General features: G+C 37.4%; 23 protein-coding genes and 1 riboswitch. Of the genes, 3 read left to right on the forward strand and 20 right to left on the reverse strand.

Going from position 1 to position 21,741, the window contains the following annotated elements:
- Positions 1–47 precede the first annotated feature (47 nt).
- From fni to prsW, 10 genes are all read right to left on the reverse strand, one after another.
- Positions 48–1,097, reverse strand: coding sequence for a type 2 isopentenyl-diphosphate Delta-isomerase (gene fni, locus AC1UFB_RS10745; protein WP_328101707.1), 1,050 nt, complete (start codon positions 1,095–1,097; stop codon positions 48–50).
- A gap of 12 nt (positions 1,098–1,109) precedes the next feature.
- The gene (rpsA, locus tag AC1UFB_RS10750; RefSeq protein ID WP_482589174.1) at positions 1,110–2,234 is read right to left on the reverse strand and encodes a 30S ribosomal protein S1; all 1,125 of its coding nucleotides are present in this window, start codon (positions 2,232–2,234) and stop codon (positions 1,110–1,112) included.
- Between the two features lie 163 nt (positions 2,235–2,397).
- A complete protein-coding gene (locus tag AC1UFB_RS10755; RefSeq protein ID WP_025908370.1) occupies positions 2,398–2,979 on the reverse strand; it encodes a lysophospholipid acyltransferase family protein in 582 nt (193 codons plus the stop codon).
- Positions 2,976–3,656 carry a (d)CMP kinase gene (gene cmk / locus AC1UFB_RS10760; RefSeq protein WP_328101709.1) on the reverse strand — a complete coding sequence of 227 codons (681 nt, stop codon included), beginning with the start codon at positions 3,654–3,656 and terminating at the stop codon, positions 2,976–2,978. Before cmk ends, AC1UFB_RS10755 begins: the two co-directional genes overlap by 4 nt.
- Positions 3,657–3,776: 120 nt before the next feature.
- Positions 3,777–3,953, reverse strand: a complete 177-nt coding sequence (locus tag AC1UFB_RS10765; protein ID WP_160169862.1) for a YpfB family protein — start codon at positions 3,951–3,953, stop codon at positions 3,777–3,779.
- Between the two features lie 69 nt (positions 3,954–4,022).
- On the reverse strand, positions 4,023–4,673 hold the full coding sequence (locus AC1UFB_RS10770) for a flagellar brake protein (RefSeq protein WP_482589177.1): 651 nt from the start codon (positions 4,671–4,673) through the stop codon (positions 4,023–4,025).
- 87 nt (positions 4,674–4,760) lie between these two features.
- Positions 4,761–5,012 (reverse strand): hypothetical protein, encoded by a 252-nt coding sequence (locus AC1UFB_RS10775; protein WP_482589179.1) that lies wholly within the window; start codon positions 5,010–5,012, stop codon positions 4,761–4,763.
- A 116-nt stretch (positions 5,013–5,128) separates the two neighbouring features.
- Positions 5,129–6,478, reverse strand: a complete 1,350-nt coding sequence (ypeB, locus tag AC1UFB_RS10780) for a germination protein YpeB (RefSeq protein ID WP_061784711.1) — start codon at positions 6,476–6,478, stop codon at positions 5,129–5,131.
- Positions 6,479–6,492: 14 nt separating this feature from the next.
- Positions 6,493–7,617 (reverse strand): spore cortex-lytic enzyme, encoded by a 1,125-nt coding sequence (gene sleB / locus AC1UFB_RS10785; RefSeq protein WP_328100960.1) that lies wholly within the window; start codon positions 7,615–7,617, stop codon positions 6,493–6,495.
- A 145-nt stretch (positions 7,618–7,762) separates the two neighbouring features.
- Positions 7,763–8,413 (reverse strand): glutamic-type intramembrane protease PrsW, encoded by a 651-nt coding sequence (gene prsW / locus AC1UFB_RS10790; RefSeq protein WP_100346873.1) that lies wholly within the window; start codon positions 8,411–8,413, stop codon positions 7,763–7,765.
- A gap of 129 nt (positions 8,414–8,542) precedes the next feature.
- Here prsW and AC1UFB_RS10795 point away from each other — a divergent pair, with 129 nt between their 5' ends.
- A complete protein-coding gene (locus AC1UFB_RS10795) occupies positions 8,543–9,514 on the forward strand; it encodes an asparaginase (protein ID WP_328100961.1) in 972 nt (323 codons plus the stop codon).
- Positions 9,515–9,544: 30 nt separating this feature from the next.
- Here the strand turns inward: AC1UFB_RS10795 and AC1UFB_RS10800 are convergent, their stop codons facing one another.
- The 9 genes from AC1UFB_RS10800 to AC1UFB_RS10840 all read right to left on the reverse strand — a co-directional run bounded on the left by AC1UFB_RS10800 (position 9,545) and on the right by AC1UFB_RS10840 (position 18,346).
- Positions 9,545–10,513, reverse strand: coding sequence for a YpdA family putative bacillithiol disulfide reductase (locus AC1UFB_RS10800; protein ID WP_119542507.1), 969 nt, complete (start codon positions 10,511–10,513; stop codon positions 9,545–9,547).
- Positions 10,514–10,671: 158 nt separating this feature from the next.
- Positions 10,672–11,940: a Glu/Leu/Phe/Val family dehydrogenase gene (locus AC1UFB_RS10805; RefSeq protein WP_175384180.1), complete on the reverse strand. Its 1,269-nt coding sequence runs from the start codon at positions 11,938–11,940 to the stop codon at positions 10,672–10,674.
- Positions 11,941–12,251: 311 nt separating this feature from the next.
- On the reverse strand, positions 12,252–12,857 hold the full coding sequence (locus AC1UFB_RS10810; RefSeq protein WP_061784716.1) for a genetic competence negative regulator: 606 nt from the start codon (positions 12,855–12,857) through the stop codon (positions 12,252–12,254).
- Between the two features lie 122 nt (positions 12,858–12,979).
- Entirely contained in the window at positions 12,980–13,900 is a 921-nt protein-coding gene (locus AC1UFB_RS10815) for a MerR family transcriptional regulator (protein WP_328100962.1), read from the reverse strand.
- A 108-nt stretch (positions 13,901–14,008) separates the two neighbouring features.
- A complete protein-coding gene (locus AC1UFB_RS10820) occupies positions 14,009–14,776 on the reverse strand; it encodes a metallophosphoesterase (protein WP_328100963.1) in 768 nt (255 codons plus the stop codon).
- Between the two features lie 19 nt (positions 14,777–14,795).
- Positions 14,796–15,164: a hypothetical protein gene (locus tag AC1UFB_RS10825; RefSeq protein WP_100346869.1), complete on the reverse strand. Its 369-nt coding sequence runs from the start codon at positions 15,162–15,164 to the stop codon at positions 14,796–14,798.
- A 62-nt stretch (positions 15,165–15,226) separates the two neighbouring features.
- On the reverse strand, positions 15,227–15,676 hold the full coding sequence (locus AC1UFB_RS10830; protein WP_025908357.1) for a DUF2663 family protein: 450 nt from the start codon (positions 15,674–15,676) through the stop codon (positions 15,227–15,229).
- Positions 15,677–15,745: 69 nt separating this feature from the next.
- Positions 15,746–17,278, reverse strand: coding sequence for a RecQ family ATP-dependent DNA helicase (locus AC1UFB_RS10835; protein ID WP_100346868.1), 1,533 nt, complete (start codon positions 17,276–17,278; stop codon positions 15,746–15,748).
- A 15-nt stretch (positions 17,279–17,293) separates the two neighbouring features.
- Entirely contained in the window at positions 17,294–18,346 is a 1,053-nt protein-coding gene (locus tag AC1UFB_RS10840) for a YpbB family protein (protein WP_025908355.1), read from the reverse strand.
- Positions 18,347–18,604: 258 nt separating this feature from the next.
- On the opposite strand from AC1UFB_RS10840, the gene AC1UFB_RS10845 reads away from it, so the two are divergent.
- Positions 18,605–18,853, forward strand: a complete 249-nt coding sequence (locus AC1UFB_RS10845) for a ferredoxin (protein ID WP_025908354.1) — start codon at positions 18,605–18,607, stop codon at positions 18,851–18,853.
- A 46-nt stretch (positions 18,854–18,899) separates the two neighbouring features.
- Here the strand turns inward: AC1UFB_RS10845 and AC1UFB_RS10850 are convergent, their stop codons facing one another.
- Positions 18,900–19,475 (reverse strand): ECF transporter S component, encoded by a 576-nt coding sequence (locus AC1UFB_RS10850; protein ID WP_482589184.1) that lies wholly within the window; start codon positions 19,473–19,475, stop codon positions 18,900–18,902.
- Positions 19,476–19,622: 147 nt separating this feature from the next.
- Positions 19,623–19,761, reverse strand: a riboswitch (FMN riboswitch).
- Between the two features lie 376 nt (positions 19,762–20,137).
- Between AC1UFB_RS10850 and serA the strand changes: the two genes are divergently transcribed.
- Positions 20,138–21,712: a phosphoglycerate dehydrogenase gene (gene serA, locus AC1UFB_RS10855; protein WP_061784721.1), complete on the forward strand. Its 1,575-nt coding sequence runs from the start codon at positions 20,138–20,140 to the stop codon at positions 21,710–21,712.
- Positions 21,713–21,741 lie beyond the last annotated feature (29 nt).

The following is a 21,741-nucleotide window of genomic DNA, read 5'->3' on the forward strand; positions in this document are numbered from 1 at the left end:
ACAACAAAACAAGCACACGGTATCGTGTGCTTGTTTTGTTGTTTTGGCTATCTATTATTAAACTTTTCAATCGACACTGGTCGCTGACATAGCCAATCATAAGTTTTTCCCCTAATAACAAGCGGAACTTGCTGAAGCTCTGAAATAGAACCAGTACCTAATGCAACCATGATGAACCTTAATTCTTCATGGAGTTCTAAAACTTCTTCGATAACAGCTTCTATACCTGAATCCATTAAAACAGACAGTAGACGCCCAGCTAATCCAGTTGCTGAAGCACCTAAAGCGAGCGATTTGGCTACATCCATTGCTGTTTGAATACCTCCAGAGCCGATAATTGAAATACCGCCTACACTCTGTGATACTTCTGCTAAAGATGCTGCGGTTGAAATTCCCCAATCGTTAAAAAAATGAAAATGATTCTCACGCCTCTCATTTTCGATTTTCGAAAAATTCGTACCGCCGTAACCCCCAACATCAATAATACTCACGCCGACTTCTTTTAGTTTAGTCGCTGCCGCAGCGCTCATCCCAAAACCTACTTCTTTTGCTATAACAGGTACATCTAAGGCATTCACAATTTGTTCAATGCGCTTTAAAGCTCCCGTAAAGTCCCGATCTCCTTCTGGCATAACTAGCTCTTGAATTACGTTCAAGTGGATTTGCATCCCATTGGCTTCAAGCATATCAACAGCCCGCTTTGCCTGATCCACTGTCGCTTCGCTTCCAAGGTTAGCAAGGATGATTCCAGTTGGGTTTTCTTGCCTTACTACTCGATATGTTTTTTCTTCTTCTTCGTTTTTAATCGCAGCCATCTGTGAACCTACAGCCATCGCTAAATTACAAGCGCTAGAAACTCGTGCTAGAGAACGGTTAATTTCTTCCGTCTCTAACCCGCCGCCTCCAGTCATTGCATTGATAAAAATTGGCGAACTCAGTGAAAGTTCGCCAATCTTTGTATTTAACTGGACATCTTTTACACTTTTATCTGGCAAGCTGTTATGCACAAACTGAATGTCGTCGAGTCCGTGTAAGCGATGTTGTCCGATTTGAATCGCATGATGAATGTGATCGATTTTTCGTTTCGCTCTACTCACCAAACATCACCATTATTTTAGTTTTTTTAATTGATCTCCAATCATGTCGCCTAACTGAAAACCTTTTGATTCTTCTTGAATATTGTAGTCACCATAATCCACCGGCCCTTCTTCCTCAAGGTCACGAATGCTTAATGAAATTCGACGTTCGCTTTCGCTCACATCTAATACCTTTACTGTAACCTTTTCTCCTTCAGTTAATACTCCAATATGTTTGTGAGAAATGTGAGAAATGTGTACAAGCCCTTCTACACCAGGTAATACCTCGACAAAAGCTCCAAACGATACTAATCGGCGAACAGTTCCATCGACTACATCACCTTGTTTAAGCTTTGAAGAAATATTGTCCCATGGTCCCTCAAGCGTATCTTTAATTGATAAAGAAATACGTCCGTTTCCTTTATCAACTGATAGTACTTTTACCTTTACGCTATCTCCTTCTTTTACTACATCAGAAGGCTTTTCTACTCGCTCGTGTGAAAGTTGAGAGATGTGAACAAGACCATCAACGCCTCCAACATCAACAAAAGCTCCAAAGTCTGTTAAGCGCCGCACTGTTCCTTCCAGTACTTGACCTTCCGCTAAAGAACTAAGAGCTGTTTGTTTCTTTTGCGCGTTTTCTTCTTCAACAACAGCACGGTGTGATAGGATAATACGATTTTTTTCACGATCGAGTTCTACGACTTTAACCGTTAACGTTTGGTCTTGATAGCTAGCAAAGTCATCAACAAAATGCGCTTCAACTAAAGATGCAGGGATAAATCCTCGCACACCAATGTCTGCTACTAATCCACCTTTAACAACTTCCTTTACAACAGCTTCAAACACTTCGCCTGTGCTTAGTTTTTCTTCTAAATCATCCCAAGCTTTTTCTGCATCGACTGCTTTCTTAGACAAGACTAATAGCTCTTCTTCAACTTTAATTACCTTTGCTTGAATCTCTGTACCTTCTTTAATTACATCACTTGCTTTTTCAATATGTAAACTTGATAATTCACTGATTGGAATAACACCATCTAGCTTGCTGTTGGCAACTTCAACTAGAACTTGCTTATCTTCAACTTTCGTTACAGTTCCAGTTACAGTTTCGCCAACTTCTAATGCTTTTACTTCTACTTGATTCATATCTTCTACCATCGTCTTTTCCTCCTTCAATATCTAGCAGCAATATATTTTCAGATAAAAAGCAGCGAAGCTCTTATCACTATATATCCTTGTATCTATTTTTGTATAGAAAAAAACTCTCTTTGTTACTAACTTCTAATAAATAGAATCTTTTGTCAAGCGAAAAGCTTATTAACTATTGGTATTTTTCAATCAATTTAGCAATTTCACTCATAATTGCTTCCGTCACTTCATCAGCAGATGCACGGCGTTCTCTAAACTCTGACATATCTAATGGCTTTCCATACACTACTTTCACTTTAGAAAATGCTTTATATGGACCAATAATTGCACACGGTACAACATCAGCTGTAGAACGCAGTGCAAAAAAACCTACTCCCGCTAACCCTTTTTTTAGTTTACCGTCTTTACTTCTTGTTCCTTCAGGGAAAAGGCCAAGCACTTTTCCTTCTTTTAGAATTCCTAATCCTTTTCGCAGAGCTTCACGATCTCCCACGCCGCGCTTTACTGGAAATGTTTCTAATTTAGGTAAAATGGTTTTTAAGACGGGTGCATCAAACAACTCTGCTTTGGCCATGAACGAAATCGGACGAGGGCATGTAATCCCTACGGTAGGGGGATCAAGGTTATCAATATGATTTGAGCACAGCAATACCCCACCTTCTGATGGGATATTCTCTGTACCAATTACTTCATAACGATAAACAGGTTTTAATATACCGCGTACTACTGAACGTGCAAATGTATAAAAGCTCACAGCATTCCACCCCTTTCATGTATAATAGAAAGTATTTTTTCAACGACACCTTCAATTGACAATGCTGTTGTATCAATTTCAATTGCATCATCTGCTTTTTTCAAAGGCGCGACTTCACGCTCTGAATCAATTTTATCTCGACGAGCAATGTCAATTTTATGCTGTTCTAGATTAGATGGGAAACCTTTTCTCACGTTCTCTTCATGACGACGCTGAGCTCGCTCTTCCACTGATGCAAGTAAAAAGATTTTCACTTCTGCATGGGGAAGGACGTGCGTACCAATGTCACGCCCATCCATTACAACGCCTCCATTTTGAGCTAACTTCTGCTGTCGAACGACCATTTCTTCACGCACTGATCGGTGTTTAGCAACGATTGATACTGAATTTGTCACCTCTGCTGAACGGATCTCGTTGGTTACTTCTTTACCATTCACACTAACAATCTGTCCATTTTCAGAAGGTTTAAGTTCAATCTCTGTTTCATTTAATAAACGAAGTAACGCTTCTTCGCTTTCTAATTTAACCCCTTGCTGCAGGGCTTGATACGTAAGGGCACGATACATCGCACCTGTGTCTACATAAATATATGATAAATTTTCTGCTATAATCTTTGCTACTGTACTTTTCCCAGCTGCAGCAGGTCCATCAATAGCAATTGAAATTCGCTTTTCCATAAATCCTCCTTGACGTGCTAACAAGAACATATTTTTCATTAATTTCTTTTTACACGAAAAAAAAGAGCAGGTTGCCCCCTGCTTTTTTAATCATTGTTTCTATTTTATCATATCGCTGCTTTACTGGTCGAACGTTTCAATAATTTTGTTGAAATTATTTTTTGCTACTCCTTCATACTGTATAACCTTTGAAAAATAGGTTGTATGTTCGCTGTAAAATAAAAGAGCCTGAGCAGCAAACAAAAAGAAGAACTGAACAATAACAAATTTCACTAATAAGCTTTCAATCCGCTTCATGTTAATCTCTCATTCCATTATTGTATTTACATACTAGTTTGGAACGAACAGGTTTAATTTATACTTACTTTATAACAATCCCTTTCTTCTTAACTCGAGCTGACGCTTTAACGTATAGCGCATTAGTAGCTGTTTTGCTTTTATATTTGAACTCAAAAACTCTACGGATAGCTGCCCTTGCTGTTCGTTAATTGGCTGTTCAACACGAACAAGCTTACCTTGCAGTTCAAGAGTTACCTCTTCCTCTTCATGCTTTAGTAATAAGCCTACCTTAACTTCTTCATTCACTTTAAAATCACTTCTTTCAGACAGGTTAATACAAACCCCTCCGGCACTTAAGTCTCTCGTAAAGCTCTGCAAGGAGTTTTTCGCTTCACCATATTTCTCCATAACTACCGTTAGCGTTACGGGAACTCGAAAGAAATTTCTTCTCTGTACAGCTTCTAAAGAATCGTCTCCCGGATAGTCTAATTCAATAACAGGTATATCTTTAATTGCTCGATCTTTTACTTCTGTTGAGAATCCATAAACGGCTTTATCTTCCCCTACGAACATGGCGTTTAATTTTGTTCCCTTCATTAGGAAAGCTGTTTTTTTGGTCTTTTCGTTAAATGGATAATCAATTATCAGTTTGTGTTCTGTACAATCAACCACTTTACATCGATAGGTGATTTGATCTTCTTCACTTTCTAAGTTAAGCGGCATTCCAACTTTAATCATATAAAAGCCCCCAATTTCATTAGTATTCCTACTATTAAAAATAGTAAAATATACTTAATTTGTAAACATATTTTTAGCCCTATATACTCATTTAACCTCCAATAAATAACATGATTCCTTATATAAAATAAAAAGAGTTTGGGACATAACAAAATGATTGCTTCTAAGAGACGAACAATAGCTGTTCCAATCTTTTTGATTTGTCTCAACACGTTCGTTCCATTGCGCTACGGTCACTCGCTTTCCGCGGGGAGGAACCTGAGCTTCCTCGCTGCGTTGCGGGATCTCCGTTTTCCCTCTCTTTCCCGCAGGAGTCGAGTGTCCTACGCTCCATTCCACCCTGTTTCCAACATTGTTTTCACAATCAACAAAAAACCTGAACGATTAAAAGTGAGAAACTCTCAATCGTTCAGGTTTATCATTAGCTGAATTACTTATGTCCCAGCCTCTTTCGATTAAACTTCGTCATAGATTGGTTCAGCGTTTTGTAATTTATCTACTTTTTCTTCAAATCCTGTTTTTGCATTTACAAAGATTCGATACGTATCGTCATTAATTGTACCAAGAAATTCGTAACACAATACTTCTTCCTGTAAGTCGTTTTCAATAATGGCTAAGCGATCTTCCATCACTTTAAGGTTTGGATTTAATTTTGATTTAGCTTCTTCTTTTGTAATCGTTGGTTCAGGAATGTCCCGTGTACGATGGCGTAATAAAAACTCTTTTGCTGAGAAGCCAGCTACCGTTCCATCATCCAACGCCATTTTCATCTTTACAGCATCGGGATAAATACGCACTCCACTTTCAGTTTCTTCAACAAATGTAAAGACACCAAGATTATCGTACTGAGCGCTTTCAGACATTACAAGGCTTTCAAAGCGATGATCTTTTAAAAATTTATTGGCTTTTTCCATTGCTTCGTTTAGGCTAATATTTTGTTTTTTGACGTCTCTGTTTTCTAATACCCAAATCGGATATCCACCTTTTTTCGTAATATCCATATAAATCTCTTTCTTTGTTGAAGGGTCTTTAATTGTTAAGCTGTAAAAAGGATAATTAGCCCCCTTACCACTTTCCGCAATGTGCATTTCTTCTTTTCCTTTTAAATCTAAAAACGATCGTGCTACTTCTTTGGCAACTCTTTCATCTACTTCACGACCTTTAAGCTGGCCAAATGCTTTTTTCTCGTCTTCGTTTGATGTATTTGTAATACCTAAGTCTGATTCAGCATAGGAATCCATGCTCTTTTCGACAGTTTTCAAGCCATCAATAATGGTATTGTCACCCTGCTTTTCTTTTGTTGCTAAAGCTAGCTCTACATCCATCCATCTTAAATTATTGTCAATAACCAAATGCTGAACTGTACGCATTTCGTTCTGAATTTCAGATGACTTCTCATACAGAGCGTTCAATGTCTTATACTCTTTATCTGTAAGCGGTGATTTACTGAGATCTCTAACAGCTACCTCGTATGCAAAATCGCCAATATCGGATAAGAACTCTTCCGTTTTATTAAAAGGTAACAGCGCTAATGGCAATTGTCCTACATTGCTATGCGCTTCTGAAGTTAAACGCCATACTTCCGCAAGCGCTGGCGATAATTGATCTCGAGAACTCATCGCTAATGTCCCGCCGATTTTATCATTTAATAAATCAAGCTCGTACGATAAATCATGAAACGCTCGTTGATACGTATTTTCGGCTTGTAATAAAACAGCATCTTTTTCTTGATGCTCTGTATACCCCCAATATCCGACTCCTACCACACCAACTGCTAAAATTGTAATTAAAATTGTTCGAATCATTATTATCACCTCTCTTAATTACAGAAAATGTGTTTACCGATTTGTTTAATTTGCGGTCGTGACCAAATCCATGCGCTAGTTGCTGTATCTGGATTAAAGTAATACATTGCATTACCAGTTGGATCCCAGCCGTTAATTGCGTCCAATACAGCTTTTTTTGCCGTTTCATCTGGTTCTAGCCAAATTTGTCCGTCTGCTACAGCAGTAAAGGCTCTCGGTTCAAAGATAACGCCTGCTACTGTGTTTGGAAATGCTGGACTGTTAACTCGGTTTAAAATAACAGCTGCTACCGCTACCTGTCCGTTATACGGCTCGCCTCGCGCTTCTCCATATACAGCATTAGCCATTAGCTGTATATCATTTTGTGAAAATCCATTTGGAACATTTAAAGCTGTTGGCTTTTGCGCTTTTTCTTGCTGTTGTTCACTGCCTCCATTAGTAGCAGCTTTGTTAGTTTGATTTTGTTGAGGAGTAGCTTGATTATTATTTCTACCTTCTGATTGCTGCTGTCCTCGTGACTGTTGACCTGTCGGCTGTTGTTCACTGCCTCCATTAGTAGCAGCTTTGTTAGTTTGATTTTGTTGAGGAGTAGCTTGATTATTATTTCTACCTTCTGATTGCTGCTGTCCTCGTGACTGCTGTCCTCGTGACTGTTGACCTGTCGGCTGTTGTTGCTGACTTTTGGATTGTGATTTTGCATTTTTTTGTACATTGTTCTGACTAGACTTTGCTGAAGAACCTTTTTGTTTATCAATTGGAACTCCACCGTAATGGGTAAATTTATTTCCTTTTTTCAACTCAGTCTTTACATGATACTCATAGTATTTCGTTACGTCTGCTAACTTTTGTTTGGTTTGCGCTCCGGCTAATCCATCAACCTTTTTTATACCAAACTCATACTGGAAATTTCGAAGTGCCCAGTACGTACTCCATCCAAAAACACCGTCAATTTTCCCATTATAAAAGCCGATGTACTGTAAGCGAGACTGCAATTCAATAACGTCTTCCCCTACTGCGCCCCGTTGAATGACTTGATTGGTAAATGCTGATGAAGATTGGGGATTAATCATTGTTATTGCTAATAAAGAACATACGCAAGCTGAACAAATATACTTTGTAATTCGTCCCATTAAAAACATTCCATAACCTCCTACATCGTATGTAAGTGATAAGATGATAAGAGTATTTTTTGTAAAGGATGTTTTTTTATACAGGCTAGGAGAAATTTGCTCAAATAAACAAAAAAAAAAAGTAGCTTTCTTATGAAGAAGCTACGTCTTTTTATTAGGCAATAAACACTTTTTTCGCTTGCTTTACTTTGCGTAATCCCAACCACCATAAATAAATCATAAATGGAATAATAATAAAAATCCAATTATCCATGGTGATAATAATATAATCATAAATACCATGTAATAAAAATGGTGTACCGATTGAATAGAGCGTCCATTTTATTTTTTCATGTCCTTTTGAAAATTTTGCTTTTCCTAAGTAATAACCCATAATAACTCCAAATAAGGCATGGCTAGAAACCGGTAGAATCGCTCGACCAATTGCTGATTCTAAACCGTTAGCAAACAAGTAAAAAATATTCTCAACAGTAGCAAATCCTAACGAAACAGAAACACCGTATACAATGCCATCATAATGCTCATCAAACTCAATGTGTTGATATACTGTAAAAAATAAAATAAACCATTTAAAAAATTCTTCCAAGAAGCTAGTGGAAACGAACGCTTCTACAAAAGGGGAATGAAGTAAATTTTCTTCTTGAAGCACATATTGGATAAACATAATCGGCAACACAAGCAGCGCGCCAAAAATGAAAGTTTTTAAGACCATTGAAATGGGTTCAGTTTCATACTCATCTTTTAAATAAAAAAAGCTCAGTAAAGCTAGTCCAGGCGCAATACCTGCAGATAAAATCGCCAACATAAAGCAGCGCCTCTTTTCATCTGTTTTTTTCCATCGTATCATGTTATTGTTAGAAAGAAAATCATTTATCTACTACCTAATTGAAAGTAGCAAAGACTTTTAACAATTTGATAACGAAAGGATGTCATTATGAAAACTCTTTATATCATTCACACTGGTGGAACTATTTCAATGAAAGAAGATGCTCAAACTGGATCAGTAAAACCTGATGATCATAATCCTTTGCAACACTCAACACCTTTCATCGCTAGCTTAGCAAATGTAATTGTTGAAGAAGCGTTTCATTTACCTTCGCCCCATATTACACCAAAAGAAATGCTTACGTTAGCAAAAAAAATTCAGCAAAAGATTGAGACCGATCAAATTGATGGCGTCGTGATTACACATGGTACTGACACGCTTGAAGAAACTGCTTACTTCCTGGACTTAACAACTAAAACAGATATTCCAATTGTATTAACAGGTGCCATGCGCTCTAGCAATGAAATTGGATCAGACGGGCCTTATAATTTTATTTCTGCAGTTCGCGTTGCTTCAAGTGATGCAGCTAAAGGAAAAGGCGTTCTCGTTGTCATGAACGATGAAATTCACACAGCTAAGAATGTGACTAAAACACATACAAGTAATGTAGCTACCTTTCAAAGCCCTCAATACGGACCAATTGGTATTGTGACAAAGCAAGAAATATCTTTTCATCATATGCCAACAGAGCACGAATTTTACCCTGTAGATAACATTGACAAGCAGGTCATTTTACTGAAGGCTTATGCGGGTATGGATGAACAACTTTTTCAATCACTGGCATCTTTCCATATTGATGGCTTGATTATTGAAGCTCTTGGTCAAGGAAACTTACCTCCACGCACCTTACAGGGTTTACAGCAACTATTGGATAAAAACATTCCAATTGTATTGGTATCTCGTTGCTTTAATGGGATTGCACAAGATGTATATGGATACGAAGGTGGAGGAAAACATTTAAAAGAATTAGGCATGATCTTCTCAAATGGACTAAACGGCCAAAAAGCCCGAATTAAACTGTTAGTTGCTCTTCAAAGCTCTTCAAACCAAGAAGAAATCCAAGAGATCTTTCATAATTAATAAAAAGACAACCATAAAGGCACAACACCTTTATGGTTGTCTACTTGCTAGATATTCAGCAATTTGCCTTCCATGAAAACGCCCATTTTCAATAAAAATTTCATTTGCATTATTTCCTGCTGCAATTACTCCCGCAATAAAAATACCTTGCACATTCGTTTCCATTGTATCAGGGTCAAACAGCGGACGACCTGATTCAAAATCAATCTCAATGCCCATTTTCTCTAAGAATGAATGATCTGGATGGTAACCGGTCATCGCAAAGACAAAATCGTTTGGAATTGTAATTTCTTCTTTTCCATTTGAATACGTTACCGTATGCTCATCAATACGAGTTACAACTGCATCAAAAATCATTTCGATGGTGCCGTTTCGAACCAAGGCTTCAAACTCTGGTAAAATCCAAGGTTTTACGCTCTTTGAATACTCCGATCCTCGGTAAATTACCGTCACGCGAGCGTCCGCCTTTACTAGTTCCAATGCTGCATCCACACTAGAGTTTTTTCCGCCAATGACAACCACATCTTGATTAAAGTATGGATGCCCCTCTTTAAAATAATGATGGACTTTCGGTAGATTTTCACCAGGAACGCTCATATAGTTTGGTGAATCATAATAGCCAGTTGCAACAATAACATGCTCTGCTTCGTATTCACCCTTTGAGGTGGTGACAACAAACTGTCCTTGGTTGTTCTTGTGTACATGTGTTACAAGTTCAAATGAGTGAATTCGTAGATTTTTGCGTTTGACTACTTCACGATAATACGCAAGAGCTTGATTTCGCACAGGTTTTCTGTTTTCTGTAATAAACGGAACATTTCCAATCTCTAACTTCTCACTCGAACTAAAAAACGTTTGATGGGTAGGGTAATTATAAATAGCATTTACAATATTCCCCTTCTCAATTATAAGAGCATTGATGCCGACCGCCTGCAATTCCAAAGCTGCAGAAAGTCCACAGGGTCCCCCTCCGATAATAATTGCTGTTTCTTTTTTCAAACTGCTCACTCCTTTACTTCCAACGAACTTTAGCGTTATACCAAGCTCTTTTCCAACTCCATTCTTTCCTACTAACTAAATTAATTATCTTTACGCACAAAAAAATCTCCTATCTTATGATAGGAGATTTTCTATAAATACGCAAATCTTTCTACTTATTAAATCCAGCCTCTAAAACGTGATGCTTCCGCCATTTTGCGCACGCCTACCATATAAGCAGCCAAGCGCATATCTACCTTACGCGTTGTCGACGTTTCGTAAATAGTATTGAATGATTTAACCATTACTTTTTCTAGCTTTTCTTCTACTTCTTCTTCTGTCCAATAATACCCTTGGTTGTTTTGAACCCATTCAAAGTAAGAAACCGTAACGCCTCCAGCACTAGCTAATACATCAGGCACAAGCAAGATGCCACGCTCAGACAGAATACGGGTTGCTTCTAACGTAGTTGGGCCATTTGCTGCTTCCACAACAATACTTGCTCGAATCTTATCAGCATTTTCTTCTGTAATTTGGTTTTCAATTGCTGCTGGAACAAGAATATCACAATCCAGCTCTAATAATTCTTTGTTACTAATTGTTGTATTAAATAACTTTGTTACCGTACCAAAACTATCTCGTCGATCTAATAGATAGTCAATATCTAAACCGTTCTCGTCATGCAAAGCACCATATGCATCTGAAATACCGATAATTTTAGCACCTGCATCATGCATAAATTTCGCTAAAAAGCTTCCAGCATTTCCAAACCCTTGCACCACGACTCTTGCACCTTTTAAATCAATTCCACGTTTTTTAGCCGCTTCTCTTATACAGATTGTAACCCCTTTAGCTGTTGCTGTTTCACGTCCGTGAGAACCTCCTAATACAAGCGGTTTACCTGTGATAAAACCTGGTGAATTAAATTCATCAATTCGACTATATTCATCCATCATCCAGGCCATAATTTGCGAATTCGTAAATACGTCTGGTGCTGGGATATCTTTTGTTGGACCTACAATTTGACTAATTGCTCTTACATATCCACGACTTAACTTTTCTAATTCTCCAAATGACATATTACGAGGGTCACACACAATTCCGCCTTTCCCCCCGCCATAAGGTAAATCTACAATTCCACATTTCAAGCTCATCCAAATAGAAAGAGCTTTTACTTCTTTTTCGGTTACGTTTGGATGAAAGCGAATTCCACCTTTTGTGGGGCCAACAGCATCGTTATGCTGAGCGCGATAACCTGTAAAGATTTTAACCGAACCATCATCCATTTTGACAGGAATTTTCACTGTCATCATGCGAAGCGGTTCTTTTAACAATTCATATACTTCCTCAGGATAGCCCAATTTCTCCAACGCCTTATGTATGACCGTTTGAGTGGATTTTAACACATCATTTTTCTGTTCTTGTCGATTGCTTTTGCTCTCTTGCATTTTGTCGGCTACCATCTGTAAACCTCCTAAAGTGGATCAAAAAATTAGTAATTCATTAATTTGGTGCATCTTTCATGACATAGTATACACCCTTACTTTTGCTATGCAAAGGGAAATATGAAAGTTTTATGATATTTTGTAGGACAAAACGAAAACGCTTCCAATTAATTGTGTAATCCTCATAATTTTTAGCATTTCTTATAGAATTGCGTGGGATGAATCCCAAAAAACTCCCTTTATTGCCGTAGGTTTACGTAACACCCACAGCAACAAAAGGAGCTGTTACATTTGAATGTACCTTAGCTCTAAGTTTATGAAAAAGTATCTGCAATGTACGAAAGAGCTTGATTATGAATTAACTGCTTTCCATACTCCTGTACCCGATGTTTCGTAATTGTAGAGGGACTTCCATATTCCGCTAACAACGCTATAATATTCCCGATCTCTTTCATCGTCAGTTTTTCTTCTCCTACTAATACATAAAACCGATTTTCAAACGAATAGAGAATAGTTTCAATATCATAATATTGATTAATTCGTTTTGCCAATTGAATAACGTCTTCAAACGTTTGAAATTCAAAAAATAAATCGTGACTTTCATCCAACATCACTTGCATCTCGATAAATTCTTCGTACATATCTTCATGTTCATCAATAATTTCCATTTCATCTTGACTATCTTGTTTCGTCACAAACACGACCATCCCCTGAGCTTGAAGGGAAAAAATCTCTACTGAAAGCGAGCTTGTCGGTTCAAAATTTAATTCTTTGGACGCCTGCTCAATCATCTCACGAAACAGCTGTTTAACCTTAAATGTATCAGTCCACAAATCTTCTTTTGTGAGCCCTCGCTCTTTTAAATCATCGTACGTGACAAAGACTTTTAACTTATTATAATTTAAACGCTCAAGTCTCATTTGCGTCCCTCCCCGCTTGCACTCATAACCACATGGTTTGATAATGCAGTATATGTACCTTCTAGAAAACGGTTCGTGATGTTTACTTACGAGTTTACAGGTTTACACAGTTAAAAACAAGCCTATTGATTATGATGTTCGGCTAATTTTTCAGTTAACCATTCATTCCATTCGTTTTTTGAATTACCTAATAAAAACGAAGAAACTCTTTCCTTATCCTTCCCGTCTAACATTTCAAAAACAAAGCCACCAAGACCAATTTTTAAATGTGGAAACTCTCCTTGCACATCACATGCCAAATCAACGGTTTTCTTAGCATTCTCCATCATTGTACAGGACATAAAGAAGAAGGTTGGATCCACTTCTTTTAAAATGAGATAAATATCTCTTTCTTCAATGCTGCTCCCTAAGTAAATAACTTCAAACCCTTTTCTTCTCAAGAACAATGTAAAAACAAGCAGCCCTACTTCATGCGTTTCATTTGGACCGCACACCGCGATGGCTTTTGGTAATAAACCACTTGAAGGAAGAGAATAAAATAACATGCTGATTCTTGTTTTCAGTAACTGCGTAGCATAGTGTTCATGGGCACTTGTAATCTTACCTTTTTCCCACATATCTCCTACTGTAACTAATAAAGAACCTAGTATATCAATTACTACTTGCTCCACGGAATATAAGCTAAAAGCATGATTGATTAGTTCTTGTGCTTTACTTTCTTCAAAAGATAATAAATGATGTAAAATTTGATCTTTTAAACGTTGAGGTGTTTCCACTTCACTTTGGTCAGCAGTTTGGTGAATGTTTGCGCTCTCTGTTTCTAACAATGAGACAGCTTGACTAATAGTAAAGCCGTTGCTCACTTTATCTGTTAACCACTTTAATTTTTTAAAATCTGCCTCTGTATACAAACGATGACCCGACTCGTTTCGCACAGGGTTAAATATTTTATAACGACGCTCCCATGCACGCAACGTTCCGGGTTGGATTCCGACCATGTTTGAGATGGCTTTAATATTATACTTTCCTTCTTGTGAAGCCATATGTAACCTCCAACGACTCTTCGTGAACTATAACGTATTACTTGCATTATAGGATAAGTTACACGTTGTGTAAAATCTGTATATGCTATGTTCAAAAGACGCTTAAAGTTAGTTTGCTCTAGTAATTGTTAGAACATGCGCCTTGGCTTTGGCTTCCAAACGAAGAGGTAAAGAAGTAGTTCCATACCCATTGCTCACAAAGTAAACTATATCTTTATGCGTTTTAAGTCCACCTAATTCATAAGGGCCAAACCCAAGCAAACGGATTTGTCCACCATGAGTGTGACCGCTAAGCATTAAGTCAACACGCTGTTTTTCCACTTCAAAGACTGCATCTGGATTATGGCTAAGCAACAGTGTGAAATGTTGTTGATTTACACCGTTATAAGCTTGATTAATGTTTAAGTGCCCTTCTGACAAGTCATCAACTCCCACAATATTGTAAAAAACCCCTTCCTTCTCGATACAAATTGCTTCGTTTTTTAAAGCTACTACCTCATGCTTTTTGAAAAGAGCAGCTAGACTCTGTTGATTAATTTCATAGTCGTTATTTCCCCATACAAAGTAAATAGAACCTAGCTGTCTTAACTGCTTGATATTCGCTTCAATCTGTTGTGGCGAGACACCTTTTTCCGCTAGGTCTCCTCCAATAACAACAAAATCAATATGTCCCTTTACTTGTTCAATTAAGGATTTTGTAACCGTACGTTTATGTATATCTGAAATAAAGAAAATACGCAGTGACTGCCATTCCTTTGGAACACCCTTCACTTCAATATGTTCTTGTTCGACAACTGTACGCTGTGCCTCTTTGGCCATGTAAGTAAGTAAAACAATAGCAGCCACTACTAACACACCGATAATTCCTACAATCATAATCATGCTCACTCCTTTTTTATTTACTTTGTGAAGCAGCACCTATACCGTAAATGAATGAGACCAACATAACTGGTAATAGTACATAATATTCAAATGAAATAAACGCTACGCAACCCACTAAAGAAAGCAATGCTACAAGAAATTCCACTCTGTGCAACCTTGTTCCTTGTATCCAGCGGTACACATTTTCAATTAACACCTGCACCCAAATAGCTTGACACGTACAGCTAATTAAAAAGAGCAAAACCGTTGCAAACAGATTCTCTGGATTTTCCAGAAAAAATACAATGGTATCTAGAGAAGCTCCTTCTCGTTCAAATACAGAGGTTGTAATGAAATAATAACTACATACCCACCCTATTACAAATAATAACCACTTTCTCATAATACAAGCCTCCCCTCACTACAACTTGTATGTGAGAAGAGGCTATTGCATGTATTGAATGCTTATTTATTTTCATGATACAAATTAATATCGTAGGTTTGTTTCATTGCCGCATACAAATCTTTTCGACTTTCCCACTGTGCTGGAGTTGACCAAATGTCCTTGCTTTTTTGAATAATTTCACACCGCAAATCATTAAATTCTTTTTCCACCTTATCGCATTGCTTTTGCATTTGTATCATCCTAAAATAGGTAGAAAAAATGATGATAAGCAAGAGAAGATGCTTACTATCACCGAGAAAAAATTGAATAAAGTCACTAAAAGCTATCAGGTTTAAGCGCGAAGTAAATACAAATAAATAACTTATCCCAAACAGCAAGCATACAAAAAATACCCACTTCCATTTATTCATTGATTTTTGAGTAGCCGATAACTTTTCTTTTTTATTTATAACGCTTTCTAATATATATTGAGTAGGTTCATCAACATGATAGCGAGACAGCTCTTTCACTTTCTTCAACTCCCCTTTATAAGGCTAGTACAACAGTATGAAGAAAGGTGAATGTTTATGTTTAAAATTTCAACAATGGTCTTTCGAGTGAACGTCTTGTTTGAGCAATCTCGCTAGTTCGGCTTGCCATCCTAAAAATGTAGATTCTGTACGCTCATGTTCGGATTGCTTAAATTCATCTAAATCAATGCTGCAAAGATCACAACAATTGTGCCTCTCTGAAATGCCCTCTTCTTCAAAATATCTCATTAAGGCTTTTCTTCTACATTCTTTTGTATGGATAAACCCTTTCATTGCATGGTATTTTTTCTGCTTAGCGTTTAGGCGTTTATTTACAATCTCCACCAGTTCTCCATATAGAGATTCCGTAACCTGTTCTGGATAAATTATTCCATCATGAATCGCACCAATGTTTTCTAAATAGTGGCGAATAAAACGCCAATGCGTCTCATAAACACCAATTGTAAATAAAAAGTGGGCTTCAACGTCTCGAACTCCAACTGGACTGGAGCTTGAACGAATTTGTGACAAACAATATAAAAGCGTATCTGGAGAAGGAAGCTCTAAGTCTAACAAAGCCTGTGCAGACCCATCATCTTCTTCACTATATAATAAAATTGCTAAGCTCGGTAAGCCATCACGGCCTCCTCTTCCAATTTCCTGAACATAGGATTCAAGCTGCGTAGGCGTTTGAAAATGCAGGACAAAACGAACGTTCGATTTGTTAACTCCCATTCCAAAAGCACTTGTACAGCAGATGAAGTCGAGCTGATTTTCAAGAAATTGTCGCTGAATGAGCATGCGATCGTTAGCTTCCATTCCTCCATGGTAATATTGGACTTTTTCGACACCATTTTCTTTTAAGTAGTGCGTTAACGACTCCGTTAACGCTCGGCTAGAGCAATAAATAATACCTGGTTTTTGAATTTTCGTTACGTATTCCAGTAGCTTTTTCTTTTTTTCTTCAAGACCATGCACATGCTCTACGCTGATAGCAATATTTGAACGATTCATTGAATATAAATGCTCGTTGACTTGATCAAGGTGTAGATAAGTTTTAATATCACTGAGCACTTCACTCGTTGCTGTACCTGTTAGCGCTAAGCAAGTCGGTTTCCCTAGGTTTTCCCATACCATGCCTAAGTTTAAATAATCTAACCGAAAGTCATGGCCCCATTGCGAAATACAGTGTGCTTCATCTACAACGAACATACCAATATTTGCTTGTTTGAGAGCCTGAACTACATACGGATTCTGTAAGATTTCAGGAGAAGCATAAATGAAACGATAGCTATTTAAGGAACGAAGCGCCTGCCGCTTTTCATCTTCACGTAAAAAACTGTTAAGAGCAATAACTCGTTTTTCTCCCTTGGCTTTGAGCTGCTGAACCTGATCTTCCATTAAGGAAAGCAACGGGGACACGATAAGGATTGGCCGCTTTAAAAAATAGCCAGGGAGCTGGTAACAAAGTGACTTTCCTGTTCCCGTAGGCAAGACGGCCAAAACATGATTGTTATTTAATAAGTCCGTTATAATTTCTTTTTGACCGTTCCGAAAAGTAGAAAAGCCGAATTTCTTTTGAAGCACCTGTTCTAACTGCATCGTCTTACTCCTTTCTTAATTCGTTACGCACTTAGCCAATACAAGACGAATTTGAAAATAAGTAAGGTGATCACTAACCCTTTTTTTGATTTCTTTTAGCTGATTGGTATTTAACGCTTCAAAAGCATTCATAATTTCCTTTTGATCCTCCACTTTTACATAATCATCAATAGTAAAATTAGGAAGAAACAGCGCCAATTCAGCAATATGATCTTCAATGGTGCTCTCTTTTAACCGTCTAATTCGAGCTACTTCTTTTAATGATTTTCCTTTTTGTAACCACTCGTACGTTTTAACTGTTGAAGCCGTTAGTGGCACAGTCATATGTACGTCCTGTATAAATTGTTGAAGAACTGGAAATTCACTTCGACATTCGCTAATTTGCTCAATGATTTGATGAACGACGCTGATCATTAATAAATGAACGTAGTGTTCGTTCATCTTATAATATTCAGCAAGCTGACTTTTGGTTAAACCAATTCGCTTATATCCACTCAGATGTTGAACAAACACATCAGCGTTTTGAGAAGAACATTTCGTTAAAATACATTTTAATTCATTAAACAAGCGTTTGGCCAACTCTTCTCTTGAATACGACTGAGAAAATAAATAAGCTTTCACCCATTGAATGATCTCAGGATCTTGGGTGATTGGCAAAAATCCCTTTTGAAAATACTGTAGATTAGAGATTGTTTGAATGAACAAGGTCAGCCTCGATAAAAATAATTGTGTGCTACTCGCAAATTGCCAACCGCTAAGCTTAGCTGGCAGAGGCCATTCACGTAATTGTTGGTGAAGTGCCTCTTCACCCTTGCTTGTTAGCATATATTTTTGATGGTCCACTTCTTTAATGAATTGATGAGAAGTAAGCTCTTTTACGTATAGAGAAAATGTTTCTTTTTTCAAGTAACTAAATGATTGAAATAAAAAAGACAAGCCAAAGATTTTACCGTCTTGAATTGTTTGCGCTGATTTTTTCCCAGTTACTATATGATAAATCCCGTAAACTGTTCGTTCACCTTTTAGTTGTTGCATACTATATAGCATAACGGTTTGAATATAGTTCACAATCGTCAACTTCCTTTCTCTTTTCATTTTACCAAAACTTTAACAGAAAGCACCTTTTTGTCATTGCACGAATTGAGGTGAACGAAAAAAGTGGCACTATAAGTCATGACAAACCCTTGTCTGATAAGCATTATCAATGACTTTTCTATTGAAAAGTTTTAAAAATCGTCTTACAATGGGTAAAGAGAAATTTCACGCTTATGTTGAAAAGAGATTATATAACACGAAATTTTCGAACACTTTACAGGAGGTCTTGTTATGCCAAAATATACAATTGTTGACAAAGATACATGTATTGCATGTGGAGCATGTGGAGCAGCAGCGCCAGATATTTACGATTACGATGATGAAGGAATTGCGTTCGTAACATTAGATGATAACCAAGGGATTGTGGAAGTTCCTGAAGAATTAGAAGATGATATGATGGATGCATTTGAAGGTTGCCCAACAGATTCAATCCGCGTAGCAGATGAGAAGTTTGACGGCGACTCTAACAAATTTGAATAAAAAACAATAAAAGACCTGTACATCCACGTACAGGTCTTTTTTCTATTTAAACAGCGACTCGCTTTGTAATCCAATATTTCATTTTATTAAATAAAACAACGAAAATTAAGCCAGTAATAATTCCTTTAATCATGTTAAATGGCAGAATGCCCGTTACGACTAGCTGACGTGTTTCCTCACTTGACAGCGCCGGTGACTGTAAGAAAAGCGTATATGCAGGTAAGAACACATAGCAATTTAAAAACGCCATTCCAACTGACATCACTACTGTTCCAACTACTAAACCTGTTGTAATACCTTTTGTATTTTTAAATTTATGAAACATAAGAGAAACCGGTAAGATAAACAATAGCCCTGCTACAAAATTTGCTAATTGGCCTACAGGGACGCCTGTTGCACTTCCTTGAATGAGATAATGCAGCAAATTTTTAATTCCTTCGACAATAAGACCTGCTACAGGACCAAAGATTAATGCAGCAAGCAGCGCCGGTACCTCACTAAAATCAATTTTTAAAAACGGTGGTATACCTGGTATTGGGAAGTTAAGCATCATTAATACATAAGACAAACCGCTTAGCATCCCTAGAATAACAAGCTTTTGTGTTTTCTTGCTATGTTCCATTTTCCTCTCTCCTTCTTGCGATCCATTCTTCCAAGAAGAAAGGTTCATTGCACATGCACTCCATAAAAAAACCTCAACAAATTTGTTGAGGGAAAATGCAGGCACATTCAATAAACGTTCAACACATTTGTTTTTGAACGTTTGAACCTCCACCTTCTCCCATCCAGACTTTACTGTCGGCTTTGGAATCACACCAAATCCTGCTCCACATTTAAAGAGCTCGCGGGCTTAAAACAATTTGTTTATCACCGCCGGTCGGGAATTACACCCTGCCCCGAAGATAGATCAATATTTAATGATGTTCACATTATATGATACCTTGAATTAAAAGTAAATCATTTGATACAAAAAATACTGCAATTCCGATTTCTTTCAGTCATTATTTTTTCATGATGAAAAAACAGCGCAATAACGAAAGATTGTCAGGTATTCTTTCACCGTACTTTCTTACATATAAAACTCCAAAAAGTACGTATTAAAAATATTTTCACAAAAACAAAACCGCTAAAATACCAAGTTTTTCACTAAAAATCCGAATATTAAGTAACAAATTAAAAATGAAAACGTTACCAATTGTGAACTTTTCTACAATCCAATTGACAGAATTTTTTTAACGTGATAAATTATCAGATATTTGAGTTGTGAAAGGGAGATGTTAATACATGTATGAAGTGTTAGTAGCTGATTCAATTAGCAATGAAGGTCTTGCTCCATTATTAGAAGCATCAAATGTTAATTTAACAAGAAAAAAAGTAACGGAAGTTGAAGATTTATTGCATACATACGATGCACTGCTTGTTCGAAGCGCAACGACTGTGACAGAAGACTTGTTAGACAAAATGAAGAATTTAAAGATTGTTGCTCGTGCAGGTGTAGGTGTCGATAACATTGATATTGAAGCATCAACTAAACGAGGCGTTGTTGTCATTAATGCCCCAAATGGAAACACTATTTCTACAGCTGAGCATACTTTTGCCATGATGGCTAGCTTAGTTCGCCATATCCCTCAAGGGAACATTTCCGTTAAGTCTCGCGAATGGAACCGATCAGCTTTTGTTGGTACGGAACTCAATCGCAAGCATTTGGGAATTGTTGGTTTTGGTCGTATCGGCTCTGAACTTGCAAAACGTGCGAAAGCCTTTAACATGACGGTACATGTATATGATCCATTTTTAACAACATCTCGTGCAGAAAAACTAGGAGTTGACCTCTTATCGTTAGATGATTTATTAGCAGTAGCTGATATTATTACTGTTCATACGCCATTAACGAAAGATACAAAAGGTTTATTGAATCGCGAGACGTTAGCCAAAACAAAGAAAGGCGTTTACTTACTAAATTGTGCACGAGGCGGTATTATTGATGAAGAAGCACTTGCACACTATTTAGAGATTGGTCACGTTCAAGGCGCTGCAATTGACGTATTTGAAGTAGAACCACCTACTGATAATCCACTTTTAAACTTTGACCAAGTTATTACAACACCACATTTAGGTGCTTCAACAAAAGAAGCGCAGTTAAATGTAGCAGAAGATGTTGCCTATGACGTGCTACGCTTCTTAGAAGGCAACCCAGTAAGTTCGTCAATTAACTTACCGACGCTTTCAAAAGACGTATTTGAAAAAATCCAGCCGTTTACTAGCTTAACGAAACAGCTTGGTGCCGTTCTATCACAATGCATGAAAGAACCTGTTCAAGATATTTCTGTTACGTACGCAGGAACAGTAGCAGACTTAGAAACAACCTATATTACACGAAGCTTGTTATCTGGATTTTTAACTCATCGTATTGACCGTTCAGTCAACGAAGTAAACGCGTCAATGATTGCCAAAGAAAGAGGCATTACGTTTGGTGAGAAGATTTCTGATAACACTCAAGGCTATGCTAACATTATTGAAGTTGTTGTAAAAGGAGAGTCTCGCACATTCTCTATTACTGGTACGTATATTAAAGATTATGGTCCTCGCGTTATTAACATTGATTCATTCGACATTGATTTTTATCCAGAAGGACATTTATTATATATCCGACACACAGACCAACCAGGTGTTATTGGAAATGTTGGTAAAGCGCTTGGTGACTTAGATATCAACATTGCAACAATGCAGGTAGGACGCAAACAAAAAGGCGGAGAAGCCATTATGATGCTTACGTTCGACCGTCTTATTGAAGACGCAACGATTGAATCATTAAAGCAAGCAAGTGAAATTGTTACAATTCAACGTATTGAACTATAAAATAAAAACAAGAAAGGTCTAGGCCTTTC

The organism is Priestia sp. KCTC 13724 (assembly GCF_056820425.1).